This window comes from Sphingopyxis sp. (genome assembly GCF_040216815.1).
Taxonomy (GTDB): Bacteria; Pseudomonadota; Alphaproteobacteria; order Sphingomonadales; family Sphingomonadaceae; genus Sphingopyxis.
Genome location: NZ_JAVJOJ010000003.1, coordinates 24,278 through 37,263, shown reverse-complemented (window position 1 = coordinate 37,263; position 12,986 = coordinate 24,278). Strand labels below are relative to the sequence as shown.

Below are 12,986 nucleotides of genomic sequence, written 5' to 3'. Positions count from 1 at the left end.
CGTCAATCCTCCTCGTCGGCCAATCGCCGCAGTCGCGCCGCAACGCGGTTGTCGGCGATGATCCGCCGCATCCGCATCAGAACGATCGCGCCGAACAGCAGCGAAAAACCGATCAGCGTCAAGCCCAGCGGCCACAACAGCGCTCCGTCGATGCTCGATCCGCGCAGCGTAATGCTGGGTCCTTGATGCAGGCTGTTCCACCACACGACGCTGCGGTTGATGATCGGAATGTTGATCGCGCCGACCAGCGCATAGATCGCCGCGCCGCGCGTCAGTGAACCGCCCTGCCGCTGCCCATCATCGCCGCTCGTCAGTGCGATAAAGCCCGCATAGAGGAACAAGAGGACGAGCATCGACGTCATCCGCCCGTCCCATTCCCACCAGGTGCCCCAGGTCGGCTTGCCCCAGATCGACCCGGTCGCAAGGCAGAGCGCGGTGAACAGCATCCCCGGCACCGCAATCGCGCGTGCCGCGATGCCCGACAAAGGATGGCGCCAGACAAGCTGGATCAGGCCCGCAATCGCGAGCGCCGTCCAGCCCCCCATGCCGAGCCACGCGGACGGGACATGTACATACAAGATCCGCGCGGTTTCGCCCTGTTTATAATCGCCCGGCACCATCGTCAGTCCGGCGAAGGCGCCACCGATCGCGAGCAGCAACCCGGCGCCGAGCAGCCACGGCGTCAAAGGTTTGGCGATCGCCAGAAAGCGGGTCGGATTGGCGTAGGCGTGCATCGGTTCGGCGTCGTCCTTAGGCGAGCCGGAGATGAGGGTCCAGCAATTTGCCCGGCGCGACCCGGCACGGATATGTTGCTTGCTGCGCGCGACAGGTCAACTCTGCGATCACCATCCTGGCCCGGCGACCGAGCGTGCACACCGGACGACGGCTTTCGGCCGAAACAGGACATCCCTGCCCTCGTCCTCGCGGCAAAGGCCGGGATTTCACCCTAATGATTTACAGCACCGGCGAGATCCCGGCATTCGCCGGGATGACCGAACGGAAGTTGTCCGTTCACCTCCTAACCAGACTCACCCTTCCGGCCGTGTCCAGATCCAGCTGCCGCCGACCGCCGCCGCGACGATTGGCGCCATCATCCAGGGCCAGGGCGCAAAGGCGACCGCGAGCCCAATGCTCAGCGCGAACGCCAGCGTCGCCGCGATCTTGCCCTTGCGGCTGATCGCGCCACGGTCGCGCCAGGCGACGATGTGCTGTCCAAAAGCCGGATGCTCGACCAGCCACGCCTCGAGCCGCGGTGACGAACGCGCGAAGCAAAAGGCGGCGAAGATGACGAAAGGCACCGTCGGCAGCAACGGCAGCACCGCGCCGATCGCCCCCAGGCCGAGCGACAACCAGCCCGCGACCAGATAGAAATGCCGTTTCATGCGAAGGCTGGCTTAGCGGATTTCCCATCCCGCGCCAGCCCTTGCAACGGGTTAGCCGCGGCCGATCAGCTTCTGCGCCATGCGGTCGGCAACGACCGACGCCGGCGTTCCGCTCGCCTTGCTCTCGGCCCAGATTTCCGCGAGGCGGCCGGGAATCTGATGGATGCGGCTCTCGACTTCCTCGCGGCTTCCCTGCCCGAGATATTCGAGCGCGACGTTGATGATCCCGCCGGCATTGATCACATAATCGGGAGCATAGACGATCCCGCGATCATGCACGCGCTGGCCGTCGAGCGCGGTCGCAAGCTGGTTGTTCGCGCCGCCCGCAACGATCGGCACGCGCAGCTTCGCGATGCTGTGTTCGGTCAGGATGGCGCCGAGCGCGTTGGGGCTCAGCACGTCGGCCTCGACCTCCATGATCGCTGCCGAATCGGCGAGTTCGGCCCCGAGTTCCTCAGCGAGCGCCTTCGCGCGCGCCAGATTGACGTCGGCGAGCGTGAGCTTCGCCCCTTCGGCCGCGAGCCGCCGCGCGACGCCGCCGCCAACACTGCCGACGCCCTGGATCGCGATGCGGACATCCTTGGCGCTGTCGGTTTTCAGCCCTTCGCGAATTGCCGCCTTGATGCCCAGATAGACGCCGAGCGCAGTAAACGGTCCCGGGTCGCCGCCGGCATCGGCGCCGCTGGCCACCGGCAGGCCGCTGACATGCTTTGTCTGCTTCGCAATCTCGACCATGTCGGCGTCGGTGATGCCGACGTCTTCGGCGGTCACATAAGCGCCCCCAAGCGATTCGACCGCGCGTCCGAACGCCGCGAGCAGTTCGGGGCTCTTCGCGCCCTGTTCGTCGGCGAGGATCACGCCCTTGCCGCCGCCCATCGGCAGCCCCGCCATGGCATTTTTATAGCTCATGCCGCGCGACAGGCGCAGCGCGTCGGTGATCGCCGCAGCGCGCTGCGGATAATGCCAGTAACGAACGCCGCCGGCACCGGGGCCGAGGTGGGTCGAGTGGACCGCGATGACCGCCGTAAGCCCGCTCGCGCGATCGCGGAACATGTGGACATGTTCATGGTCGTCGAAATCGGCGAAATCCCAGACAGCGGACATTGGCTCATCCTCACGTTAAAAAATTACGTGAAGGCGTAATAATCAAACAGGGGGGTCGAGTCACCTCAAAAGCGTCCCAAAATTTCGGACGCACGGCGACAGGGAAATGGGGCGATCAACGGGGCTCGAACCCGCGACCTCCGGTACCACAAACCGGCGCTCTAACCAACTGAGCTATGATCGCCACATGTCGGGCGGAAACGCGTCCGACAGCGCGCGGCGATAGGCGTGACCCAACCCTTCGTCAAGCATTGTTCGCGCCGAGCCGGGCCTGTAAAAGCGCCGCATGGCTGGCAAAGATCATGTCGACTTGGCGACCTCGGGCGCCGACCGCACCGCCGAGCGGCTCGCCGCCGTTCCCGGTATCCGCCGCGCTCCGACGCCGAAGCTTCAGCAGTTCATGCTTTCGCGCTTCCTCGATCCTGAAAGCTGCGCCGCGCTGATCGCCCAGATCGATCGCGACGTGCACCCCTCGACCATCGCCGACCCGAACGGCGACGAGGCGTTCCGCACCAGCACGACCTGCGACCTCGATCATCGCGACCCGCTGGTGATCGCGGTGAACGAACGTCTCCACGACCTCACGGGGATACCGCTCGCCTATGGCGAACCGATGCAGGGCCAGCGTTATGACGTCGGACAGGAATTCAAGGCGCATACCGACTATTTCGACCCGCATGGCGGCGATTGGGAGACCTATTGCGCAGTGCCGGGGCAGCGGAGCTGGACGCTGATGATCTATCTCAACGAACCGGCAGCGGGCGGAGCGACCCGCTTCCTTTCGACGGGCAAGATGCACCAGCCGGAGGTCGGCAAGCTGCTCGCCTGGAATAATATCCGCCCCGACGGAACGGCGAACCCCGACACGCTTCATCACGGAATGAAGGTGCGCAAGGGCCGCAAATATATCATCACCAAATGGTTCCGCGAACGCCCCTGGCCGTGGGCCGAAGGGGAGTTGGGGCGACCCTCGGCAGGATGAGGTGATCTTCAATGTCTCGTCACCCCGGCATGGGCCGGGGTGACGAGATCGAGTTACCGTACCAATCGATACTGAAAATTGAGCGTCAGGCTGTTCGACACGCGCCCCGGCTCCACTGGCGTCGATTTGGCGTCGGCGGCAATTTCCATTCGAGCCATCGGCATCGGGGGCTGTCCCCCGCCAAAGCCGCCTTCGCTGATCGACACCAGCTCGGCGCTGCGAAAGCCCGCGAGCCGCGCATAGTCCGCAGCCTTCGCTTCGGCCGTCTTGATTGCCTCGCCGCGCGCGCCGGCGAGAACGGCGTCGGGATCCTTCACCCCGAACCACGGCCCGTCGACATTGGTGCCCCCCGCCGCAACGAGCGCGTCGAGCAGCGGGCCGATGTCGGCGATGTTTCCGGTGGTCGCGCGCACCGAATTGCTCACCTGATAGCCGATGAAACGCGGCGGCTGGCCATCGCTGCGATTGTTATAGTCATATTGCGGCGACAGGTTGATACCGCTCGTCTGGATGTTTTCGGCCTTGATCCCGCGCGCCTTGGCGGCAGCGATCAGCTTGTCCATGGCCGCAGCATTAAGCCGCATCGCTTCGACCGCGGTGGGCGCCGTCGTGGTGACGCCCGCGCCGATCGTCGCCTCGTCGGGGCGCGAGCGCACCTCCTTGGTGACGCCGAACGACAGGATCGGGCCTTGCGCGGTCGCGGTGGTCACGGTCGATCCTCCTGGCTGGGCGATGGCGGGGGCGGCAGCGGTCATAAGACCAGCGGCCAGCGCGACGAGCATTTGCTTCTTCATTTCAATCTCCTGTGCGGCCGTATGTGCGGCCGGTTGCTTTACCCACCCCTAACGCAAGACGAAGCGGGCGCGTTCCGGCCTTTGCACCGACGACGCTTGCATCAGACTGAACGTATCGGTAGCGGGCCGTTCATCATGGCAGCACCGATCTTATCTTATGAAGGCCTCGGCCTTGTGCAGGGCAGTGGCTGGCTGTTCCAGGATCTCGACATCTATGTCGGCCAGCGCGATCGGCTCGCGCTGATCGGGCGCAACGGTGCGGGCAAAACGACCTTGCTCAAGCTGCTCGCCGGGCGGATCGACCCCGACAAGGGCAAGCGCACGATCGTTCCCGGTACGCATGTGGTCATGCTCGAACAGGAACCCGATTTCGGGCCTTTCGCGACGCTGATGGATTTTGCGGTCGCCGGAAAGGACGGCCCGCCCGCGCATGAGGTCGCCGCGATCGCCGATCAGCTCGGCATCGACATGAACCGCACCGCCGCGAGCGCGTCGGGCGGCGAACGCCGCCGCGCCGCGATCGCCCGCGCACTCGCGCAGAACCCCGACGTTTTGCTGCTCGACGAGCCGACCAACCACCTCGACCTCGCCGCGATCGACTGGCTCGAAAGCTGGCTGTCGCGTTATACGGGCGCCTTTGTCGTCATCAGTCACGACCGCACCTTCCTTACCCGGCTGACACGCCAGACATTGTGGCTCGATCGCGGTAGCATCCGCCGCAAGGAAATCGGCTTCGGCGGCTTCGAGGAATGGACCGAGGCGGTCTATGCCGAGGAAGCGCGCGCGGCGCAAAAGCTCGATTCGAAACTGCGGCTCGAGGCGCATTGGCTCGAACGCGGCGTCACCGCACGGCGCAAGCGCAACCAGGGGCGGCTCGAAAAACTCAAGGAGATGCGCGCCGCGCGCGCCGCGATGGTCGGCGGCCCCGGCGTCGCCAAACTGGGCCTCGCCAACGACGATGTCCGCTCGAAATCGGTGATCGTCGCTGAGAATATCTCGAAGAGTTTTGGCGATCGTACGATCATCAAAAATTTCGACTTCCGCGTCCAGCGCGGCGACCGCATCGGCATCGTGGGAGCCAACGGTGCGGGAAAATCGACCCTGCTCAAACTGCTGACCGGCGAGATTCAGCCCGACAGCGGCAGCGTCACCCTCGCCCCGACGCTCGACGGGATCGTCATCGACCAGCAGCGCAGCCTGCTTTCGCCCGAAAAGCGTGTTCGCGACGTGCTTGCCGACGGCGGCGACTGGGTCGAGGTGCGCGGGGTCAAAAAGCATATTCAGGGCTATCTGAAGGAGTTTCTTTTCGATCCCGGCGTCGTCGAGGCGAGCGTCGGCGCGCTTTCGGGCGGCGAGCGGTCGCGGCTTTTGCTGGCGCGCGAATTCGCCCGCGAATCGAACCTGCTCGTGCTCGACGAGCCGACCAACGACCTCGACCTCGAAACGCTCGACCTGTTGCAGGAGGTCATCGCCGATTATGCCGGCACCGTGCTGCTGGTCAGCCACGACCGCGACTTCCTCGACCGTACCGTCACGGTCACGCTCGGCCTCGACGGATCGGGCAGGGTCGACATCGTCGCGGGCGGCTATGCCGACTGGGAAGCGAAGCGCGTCCGGCCTTCGACGGCCAAAACCAAATCCCCCGCCAGCGAAGCCGCGCCGCCCGCGCCCCCACAGGCGCGCAAGAAACTCTCTTACAAGGACCAGCGCGACTACGATCTCCTCCCCGCTCGGATCGAGGCGATCGAGGCCGAGATGGCGGCAATCGAGATCGAATTGTCCGACGGCGCGCTGTTCACGCGCGACAATGCCCGCTTCAATGCGCTGACCGCTCAGCTTGATGCGCTACGCCGCGAAAAGACCGCTGCCGAAGACCGCTGGCTGGCGCTGGCGGAAGAGGTCGAGGGGCTGCAATAAGCGGGGCTGGCCCTGACCGAAGCAAACGACCGTTTTGGGGTGGGTTTCCCGACCTTCCTTTATCCGTCATCCCGGCGAAGGCCGGGATCTCGCCGTCGCGGTAAACCGATAGGGTGAGATCGTGTTTCAGAGTCACGTGCCTCTTAACACCCTTCGCCGGGATGACGATAGAGTTGAGCGCGGCTTTCGGTCGCTAGCCGACAAACTCCCGCGCCAGCCGCAACACCTCGTCCGCCAGTTCCTTGCGGCAGATCAGAAGGTCGGGAAGATAAGTATCGGCATTGTTGTAGCGCAGTGGCGAGCCGTCCACTCGGCTTACATGGAGTCCGGCAGCCGCAGCGACCGCGACGGGCGCGCAATTGTCCCATTCATACTGGCCGCCGGTGTGGAGATAGACGTCGGCCTCGCCGCGCACCACCGCCATGGCTTTCGCGCCCGCCGAACCCATCGCGACCAGCTCGGCGCCCAGATGTTGGGCAACGAACAGCGCTTCGGCGGCGGGACGCGTGCGGCTGACCAGCATCTTTGGCGGGTCGCCCGGCGGCGCGAGCGGTGGCGGCGACGCCGACGTCAGCGTCACCCCCAACCCCGGCAGCGCCACCGCGCCGACCGCGGCGATGCCGTCGATCGCGAGCGCAACATGCACGGCCCAGTCGCTTCGGCCCTCGCCATATTCGCGCGTACCGTCGAGCGGATCGACGATCCACACACGCGCATTTTCGCGGCGCGCCGGATTGTCCTTCTCCTCCTCGGACAAAAGCGCATCGGCGGGACGCGCGGCGCGGATTTCGCGGCATAGCATCGCATTCGCCTGCTCGTCCCCCGCCCTCCCCAACGCCTTGCCGTCAAGGCCTTCGCGCGCGCGCAGGTCGAGCAGGATCGCACCTGCTGCGGTGGCAAGCCGTCCGGCGAGCTGTTCGTCGCTTTCCCCCGCGATCATGTCTATCCCAGCAAACGGTCGATAATGAGATCGGCCGCTTCGTCGGGGGTCATCGCGGTCGTGTCGATGCGGATCTCGGGCTGATCGGGCGCTTCATAAGGGCTGTCGATGCCGGTGAAATTCTTGAGCTGCCCCGCGCGCGCCTTTTTGTAGAGGCCCTTCACGTCGCGCCGCTCGGCTTCTTCGAGCGGCGTGTCGATGAAGATTTCGAGGAACTCGCCCTCGGGCATCATGCCGCGCACCATTTCGCGCTCGGCCCGAAACGGCGAGATGAAGGCGGTGATGACGATCAGCCCCGCGTCGGTCATCAGCTTCGCGACCTCGCCGACGCGGCGGATATTCTCGATCCGGTCGGCCTCGGTAAAGCCGAGGTCGCGGTTGAGCCCGTGACGGACATTGTCGCCGTCGAGCAGGAAGCTGTGCCGGTTCATCCGGTGCAGCTTCTTTTCGACCAGGTTGGCGATCGTCGACTTGCCCGATCCCGAGAGACCGGTGAACCAGAGCAGCGCCGGGCGCTGATTCTTGAGGTTCGCGCGCATGTCGCGATCGATGTCGGTCGCCTGCCAGTGGACATTCTGCGCGCGGCGCAGGCTGAAATGCAGCATCCCCGCGGCGACCGTCGCGTTAGTCAGCTTGTCGATCAGGATGAACCCACCGAGCGTATGATTGTCGCCATAAGCCTCGAACGTGATCGGCTTGTCGGTCGACAGCTCGACAACGCCGATGCCGTTCAACTCCAGCGTCTTTGCCGCGAGATGGTCGAGCGTGTTGACGTTGATCTCATATTTCGGCGCCTGCACCGTCGCCGAGACACTCTGCGTCGCGAGCTTCAGCCAATAGGCGCGTCCGGGGATCATTGCCTCGTCGGCCATCCAGACGAGCGTGGCCTCGAACTGGTCGGCGGCCTCAGGCGGATTGTCCGCCGCCGCGATGACGTCGCCGCGCGAGCAATCGACTTCATCGGCAAAGGTCAGCGTCACCGACTGGCCGGCAACGGCTTCATCGAGGTCGCCGCCGAGTGTGACGATGCGCTCGATCACTGTCTGCTTGCCGCTCGGCAAGACGCGCACCGGATCTCCCGGCTTCACCGATCCACTCGCTAGCTGTCCGGAAAACCCACGAAAATCGAGATTTGGCCGGTTGACCCACTGGACCGGCATACGGAATGGCTTGTCGGCATCCGCCACGTCGCCGACCTCGACATTTTCGAGATGCTGGACCAGCGCCGGTCCCTTGTACCAGGGCGTGTTGGCCGAAAGCGCGGTGATATTGTCGCCCTTGAAGCCCGAAATCGGAATGGCGGTAAAGTCGGTGATCCCGATCTCGCTCGCAAAGCTGCGATAGCTCAGCAGGATGCGTTCAAAGACCGTCTTGTCATAGCCGACAAGGTCCATCTTGTTCACCGCGAGCACGATATGCCGGATGCCGAGAAGATGCGCGAGGAAGCTGTGCCGCCGCGTCTGGGTCAGCACGCCCTTGCGCGCGTCGATCAGGATGACGGCCAAGTCGGCGGTCGAAGCGCCCGTCACCATGTTGCGCGTATATTGCTCGTGCCCCGGCGTGTCGGCGACGATGAACTTGCGCTTTTCGGTGGTGAAAAAGCGATAGGCGACGTCGATCGTGATCCCCTGCTCGCGCTCGGCGGCAAGGCCGTCGACGAGCAGCGCGAAATCGATCTCCTGCCCCTGCGTGCCCACCCGCTTGCTGTCGGCTTCGAGCGCGGCAAGCTGGTCCTCGAAGATCATCTTGCTGTCGTAGAGCAGCCGCCCGATCAGCGTCGACTTGCCGTCGTCGACCGAGCCGCAGGTGATGAAGCGCAGCAGCGATTTCTGTTCGTGCCGCGCGAGATAGGCGTCGATGTCCTCTGCTATCAGCGCGTCGGTGACATAGATGGGGTCTGTAGATGTTTTGGTCATATGGCCTTGCTCGTCGCCCCCGCGAAGGCGGGGGCCGTTGGCGTGGGTACTCCGCCGCTGGCGGCCCCCGCCTTCGCGGGGGTTGACCCTTTGTCAATCTGAAGATTGACGCGACGGGTCAAAAATACCCCTCCTGCTTCTTCTTCTCCATCGACGCATCGCCGCCGTCCTTGTCGATGATGCGGCCCTGACGTTCGCTCGTTGTGGTGAGCAGCATTTCCTGAATGACCTCGGACAGCGTCGATGCCTCGCTCTCGACCGCGCCGGTCAACGGATAGCAACCGAGCGTGCGGAAGCGCACCGAACGCTCCACCGGAATCTCGCCATCTTTCAGCGGGAAGCGCTCGTCGTCGACCATCAGCAACAGGCCATCGCGCTCGACGGTGGGACGCGGCGCCGCGAAATAGAGCGGCACAATGGGGATGTTCTCACGCGCGATATACTGCCAGATGTCGAGCTCGGTCCAGTTGGAGATCGGGAAGACGCGGATGCTCTCCCCCTTCGCCTTCTTCGCATTGTAGAGGTTCCACAGCTCGGGGCGCTGCTTCTTCGGGTCCCAGCCATGGCTTGCGGTGCGGAACGAAAAGATGCGCTCCTTCGCGCGGCTCTTTTCTTCGTCGCGCCGCGCGCCGCCAAAGGCGACGTCGAAGCCGTGAAGATCGAGCGCCTGCTTCAGCCCCTCGGTCTTCCACATATCGGTATGGAGCGGACCATGATCGAACGGGTTGATCCCGCGTGCCTTCGCTTCCGGATTCTGATAGACGATCAGTTCCATCCCGCTCTCCGCCGCCATGCGGTCGCGAAGCTCATACATCGCCTTGAACTTCCACGTCGTGTCGACGTGAAGGAGCGGAAAGGGCGGCGGCGAAGGATAAAAGGCCTTGCGCGCCAAGTGCAGCATCACCGCGCTGTCCTTGCCGACCGAGTAAAGCATCACGGGCTTCGCCGCGTCGGCCATCACTTCGCGCATGATATGGATGCTCTCGGCCTCCAGCCGGTCGAGATGGGTCAGCGTATCGGTCATGCCCTGCCCTTGCCGTCCCTCCATTTCGCGATCAAGCAGTATGGCCTTTTGGCGCTGCAAGCCAGACTTGTCGGATCGGCACTTATGCAGCCGCGTCGACCTTGAACTGGCGCCACTCGGCGGCGATCGCGCCGATCGTCTCGCCCCCATGGGCCCAGCGCGGCGCGATGTCGGGCAGCGCGGTCCACGCCGGATCAGCGATCAATCCCAGCTCGCGGCGAAAATCATAGCCCGCCACTTTGAGCGGCACGATGCCATCGATCGCCAGCGACACCGGCGCGGTCGTAATGCCGATGCCCGCCGCGACCATCCGCAGACAACGCTCATCGCTTTCGCTGCGCAGGGCAAAGCGCGGCCGCACACCATGGCGCGTGAAGAAGCGGCTTGTCGCGCCCAGAAACTCGCACGAGCGGCGCGCGATCATCGTTTCAGCGGCGAGTTCGTCGGGCGTCACTTCGATCCGGCCCACCAGCGGATGATCGGCCGCAACGAACATCGTCAGCGGCTCTTCATAAAGGGGTACGATATGCCCGCCGCGCTCGCCGGGGCGCAAGACCGTGATGGCCATATGAATGCGACCGCTTCCCAGCGCCGCGCGCAGCTCGGCATCGCTATTTTCGATCAGCTCGATCGCAAAGCTCGGCCGCAGCGCCGCCGCAATTGCCTGGAGCAATTCGCCGGGGACCGACCGGATCACACCGAGCTTGAGCTCGGCCGCCTGCGGTTCGCTTTCGCGGCCGAAGCTGTCCGCCGCGCGGAATCCGCGGTCGAGATCGCGCGCGAGCGGCAGGAAGCGGCCGCCCGCCTCGGTCAAGCGAATTTGCCGACGGTTGCGAAGGAACAGCGGCGTACCAGCAAGGCGTTCGAGCTCGGCAATCCCGGCCGAGAGCGCGGGTTGGGTAACGCGAATGCGCTGCGCGGCACGGGTAAAGCTGCCTGCATCGACGACCGCCAGAAATTGCCGAATGTGCGTCCGTTTTATCATAAATTTTTCTTATGCAGAAACGCGGTCTCTTTCAATTTCCATATGCAGCTTTTTTGGGGCAGTATCCCGGACCATCCCGCTCTCGATCGACAGGTAAACCATGCGCGCCACCCCCGATTTCGACTTTTCTCTGGGCGAAACCGCCGACATGATCCGCGAAACCACTGCCCGCTTCGCCGACGAACAGATCGCGCCCCTGGCGGCGCGCGCCGACGCAGAGGACTGGTTCCCCCGCGACGAACTCTGGATGCAAATGGGCGAACTCGGCCTGCACGGTATCACTGTCGAGGAAGAGTTTGGCGGCCTTGGCCTCGGCTATCTGGAACATGTCATCGCGGTCGAGGAAGTCAGCCGCGCCAGCGCCGCAATCGGCCTCTCCTATGGCGCGCACTCGAACCTTTGCGTCAACCAGATCCGCCGGTGGGGCAATGCCGAGCAAAAGGCGAAATATCTGCCCAAATTGATCAGTGGCGAGCATGTCGGCAGCCTCGCCATGTCCGAAGCCGGCGCGGGCAGCGACGTCGTGTCGATGAAGCTGAAGGCGGACAAGGTACAGGGCGGCTATGTCCTCAACGGCACCAAATTCTGGATCACCAATGCGACCTACGCCGACACGCTGGTCGTCTATGCCAAGACCAGCCCCGAAGCGGGGTCGCGCGGCATCACCGCTTTTCTCATTGAAAAGGATATGCCGGGGTTCAGCATCGGACAAAAGATCGACAAGGTCGGAATGCGCGGCTCGCCGACCGCCGAGCTGGTTTTTGCCGATTGCGAAGTGCCCGAAGAACAGGTGATGGGACCCGAAAATGGCGGCGTCGGCGTGCTTATGTCGGGGCTCGACTATGAACGCGTCGTGCTCGCCGGGCTCCAGCTCGGTATCATGCAGGCGTGCCTCGATACCGTCATTCCCTATGTCCGCGACCGCAAGCAGTTCGGCAAACCCATCGGGTCGTTCCAGCTGATGCAGGCGAAGGTCGCCGACATGTATGTGATGCTCCAGTCGGCGCGCTCCTATGTCTACAACGTCGCCAAGGCGTGCGACGCGGGACAGACGACACGCTTCGACGCCGCCGGCGCGATCCTGCTCGCCAGCGAAAGCGCGGTAAAGGTTGCGGGCGAAGCGATCCAGGCACTCGGCGGCGCGGGTTATACGAAGGACTGGCCGGTCGAACGCTATTGGCGCGATGCCAAGCTGCTCGATATCGGCGCGGGCACGAACGAGATCCGCCGGATGCTGATCGGCCGCGAGTTGATCGGCGCCGGCGCATGATCTGGCTCTGGCTGTCGGCGGCGTTTATGACGACGACGGCCGCGATCCACGCCATTCTTGGCGAGCGGCGGCTGATGGGGCCGCTGATGACGCTTGATAATGGCATCATGGGCGTCGATCTGGCACGCCGCGTGTTCCGCCTTGCCTGGCACGCGCTGTCGCTGCTGATGCTCGTGTCGGCGGCGTCGATCGTCTGGCCGGGTACACCGCGCGGGCTGATCCGGCTGATTGGCGCCGCGTGGCTGGCAACAGGATTGTTCGATGCCGCCTATACGCGCGGGCGCCATATCGGCTGGCCTTTTCTGGCGGCTTCGGGCGCCTTCGCGCTGTTGGGGGCGGCATGAGCGAGACCCTGCTCGATGCGCTTCAATATTATGGCGCCGCCGCGGCGACCTTTGCGGCGCTGATCGTTTCGCTCAACCTCGGCGAGCGCTGGACCGGCTGGGCCTTCGTCATTTTCGTCACCAGCAGCCTCGCACTGATCGCGTGGGGATTCCTTCAGTCGGACAGCGAAGGTATCGGATGGCAGAATATCGCGCTGCTCGGCATCAACTGCGTCGGCGTCTATCGCCACCTCATTCGCAAGAAACCCGGCGACAAGCCCGTCGCGCAGGAATAGCCTCTTGATAACGCATTCAAAGGGAGAATTGGCAAGGTGAGCGCCCCGGTCCT

At 64.3% G+C, this 12,986-nt stretch carries 13 protein-coding genes and 1 tRNA gene; 5 read left to right on the top strand and 9 right to left on the bottom strand.

Features of this window, described 5'->3' with window-relative positions:
- Window positions 1-2 precede the first annotated feature (2 nt).
- The 4 genes from ccmC to RIA72_RS02795 all read right to left on the bottom strand — a co-directional run bounded on the left by ccmC (window position 3) and on the right by RIA72_RS02795 (window position 2,670).
- A complete protein-coding gene (gene ccmC, locus RIA72_RS02810) occupies window positions 3-734 on the bottom strand; it encodes a heme ABC transporter permease CcmC (protein ID WP_350030851.1) in 732 nt (243 codons plus the stop codon).
- Window positions 735-1,028: 294 nt separating this feature from the next.
- On the bottom strand, window positions 1,029-1,382 hold the full coding sequence (locus tag RIA72_RS02805) for a YbaN family protein (RefSeq protein ID WP_350030850.1): 354 nt from the start codon (window positions 1,380-1,382) through the stop codon (window positions 1,029-1,031).
- A gap of 51 nt (window positions 1,383-1,433) precedes the next feature.
- Complete coding sequence (locus RIA72_RS02800; RefSeq protein ID WP_350030849.1) at window positions 1,434-2,486, bottom strand: Glu/Leu/Phe/Val family dehydrogenase; 1,053 nt, start codon at window positions 2,484-2,486, stop codon at window positions 1,434-1,436.
- Between the two features lie 107 nt (window positions 2,487-2,593).
- Window positions 2,594-2,670 (bottom strand) — tRNA-His (locus RIA72_RS02795).
- A 102-nt stretch (window positions 2,671-2,772) separates the two neighbouring features.
- On the opposite strand from RIA72_RS02795, the gene RIA72_RS02790 reads away from it, so the two are divergent.
- Entirely contained in the window at window positions 2,773-3,468 is a 696-nt protein-coding gene (locus RIA72_RS02790) for a prolyl hydroxylase family protein (RefSeq protein WP_350030848.1), read from the top strand.
- A 53-nt stretch (window positions 3,469-3,521) separates the two neighbouring features.
- On the opposite strand, the gene RIA72_RS02785 is transcribed toward RIA72_RS02790, so the two are convergent.
- Window positions 3,522-4,262, bottom strand: a complete 741-nt coding sequence (locus RIA72_RS02785) for an SIMPL domain-containing protein (protein WP_350030847.1) — start codon at window positions 4,260-4,262, stop codon at window positions 3,522-3,524.
- 135 nt (window positions 4,263-4,397) lie between these two features.
- Here RIA72_RS02785 and RIA72_RS02780 point away from each other — a divergent pair, with 135 nt between their 5' ends.
- The gene (locus RIA72_RS02780; protein WP_350030846.1) at window positions 4,398-6,179 is read left to right on the top strand and encodes an ABC-F family ATP-binding cassette domain-containing protein; all 1,782 of its coding nucleotides are present in this window, start codon (window positions 4,398-4,400) and stop codon (window positions 6,177-6,179) included.
- A gap of 193 nt (window positions 6,180-6,372) precedes the next feature.
- On the opposite strand, the gene RIA72_RS02775 is transcribed toward RIA72_RS02780, so the two are convergent.
- The 4 genes from RIA72_RS02775 to RIA72_RS02760 form a co-directional block, all read right to left on the bottom strand.
- Window positions 6,373-7,119, bottom strand: coding sequence for a 3'(2'),5'-bisphosphate nucleotidase CysQ (locus RIA72_RS02775; RefSeq protein WP_350030845.1), 747 nt, complete (start codon window positions 7,117-7,119; stop codon window positions 6,373-6,375).
- 2 nt (window positions 7,120-7,121) lie between these two features.
- A complete protein-coding gene (gene cysN, locus RIA72_RS02770) occupies window positions 7,122-9,035 on the bottom strand; it encodes a sulfate adenylyltransferase subunit CysN (protein ID WP_350030844.1) in 1,914 nt (637 codons plus the stop codon).
- Between the two features lie 118 nt (window positions 9,036-9,153).
- Entirely contained in the window at window positions 9,154-10,083 is a 930-nt protein-coding gene (gene cysD, locus RIA72_RS02765) for a sulfate adenylyltransferase subunit CysD (protein ID WP_350030843.1), read from the bottom strand.
- Between the two features lie 58 nt (window positions 10,084-10,141).
- Window positions 10,142-11,044 carry a LysR family transcriptional regulator gene (locus RIA72_RS02760; RefSeq protein WP_350030842.1) on the bottom strand — a complete coding sequence of 301 codons (903 nt, stop codon included), beginning with the start codon at window positions 11,042-11,044 and terminating at the stop codon, window positions 10,142-10,144.
- 100 nt (window positions 11,045-11,144) lie between these two features.
- Here RIA72_RS02760 and RIA72_RS02755 point away from each other — a divergent pair, with 100 nt between their 5' ends.
- Genes RIA72_RS02755 through RIA72_RS02745 form a run of 3 tightly spaced genes read left to right on the top strand, consistent with a single transcriptional unit; the run spans window position 11,145 to window position 12,933 of the window.
- Window positions 11,145-12,314 (top strand): isovaleryl-CoA dehydrogenase, encoded by a 1,170-nt coding sequence (locus tag RIA72_RS02755; protein WP_350030841.1) that lies wholly within the window; start codon window positions 11,145-11,147, stop codon window positions 12,312-12,314.
- Entirely contained in the window at window positions 12,311-12,658 is a 348-nt protein-coding gene (locus RIA72_RS02750; protein WP_350030840.1) for a hypothetical protein, read from the top strand. The genes RIA72_RS02755 and RIA72_RS02750 overlap by 4 nt, the downstream gene beginning before the upstream one ends.
- Complete coding sequence (locus tag RIA72_RS02745) at window positions 12,655-12,933, top strand: hypothetical protein (RefSeq protein ID WP_350030839.1); 279 nt, start codon at window positions 12,655-12,657, stop codon at window positions 12,931-12,933. The genes RIA72_RS02750 and RIA72_RS02745 overlap by 4 nt, the downstream gene beginning before the upstream one ends.
- Window positions 12,934-12,986 lie beyond the last annotated feature (53 nt).

Bases quoted from the DNA above. Each gene is read 5' to 3' on its own strand.
- ccmC (WP_350030851.1), bottom strand. From the start codon at position 734: ATGCACGCCTACGCCAATCCGACCCGCTTTCTGGCGATCGCCAAACCT.
- RIA72_RS02805 (WP_350030850.1), bottom strand. From the start codon at position 1,382: ATGAAACGGCATTTCTATCTGGTCGCGGGCTGGTTGTCGCTCGGCCTG.
- RIA72_RS02800 (WP_350030849.1), bottom strand. From the start codon at position 2,486: ATGTCCGCTGTCTGGGATTTCGCCGATTTCGACGACCATGAACATGTC.
- RIA72_RS02790 (WP_350030848.1), top strand. From the start codon at position 2,773: ATGGCTGGCAAAGATCATGTCGACTTGGCGACCTCGGGCGCCGACCGC.
- RIA72_RS02785 (WP_350030847.1), bottom strand. From the start codon at position 4,262: ATGAAGAAGCAAATGCTCGTCGCGCTGGCCGCTGGTCTTATGACCGCT.
- RIA72_RS02780 (WP_350030846.1), top strand. From the start codon at position 4,398: ATGGCAGCACCGATCTTATCTTATGAAGGCCTCGGCCTTGTGCAGGGC.
- RIA72_RS02775 (WP_350030845.1), bottom strand. From the start codon at position 7,119: ATGATCGCGGGGGAAAGCGACGAACAGCTCGCCGGACGGCTTGCCACC.
- cysN (WP_350030844.1), bottom strand. From the start codon at position 9,035: ATGACCAAAACATCTACAGACCCCATCTATGTCACCGACGCGCTGATA.
- cysD (WP_350030843.1), bottom strand. From the start codon at position 10,083: ATGGAGGGACGGCAAGGGCAGGGCATGACCGATACGCTGACCCATCTC.
- RIA72_RS02760 (WP_350030842.1), bottom strand. From the start codon at position 11,044: ATGATAAAACGGACGCACATTCGGCAATTTCTGGCGGTCGTCGATGCA.
- RIA72_RS02755 (WP_350030841.1), top strand. From the start codon at position 11,145: ATGCGCGCCACCCCCGATTTCGACTTTTCTCTGGGCGAAACCGCCGAC.
- RIA72_RS02750 (WP_350030840.1), top strand. From the start codon at position 12,311: ATGATCTGGCTCTGGCTGTCGGCGGCGTTTATGACGACGACGGCCGCG.
- RIA72_RS02745 (WP_350030839.1), top strand. From the start codon at position 12,655: ATGAGCGAGACCCTGCTCGATGCGCTTCAATATTATGGCGCCGCCGCG.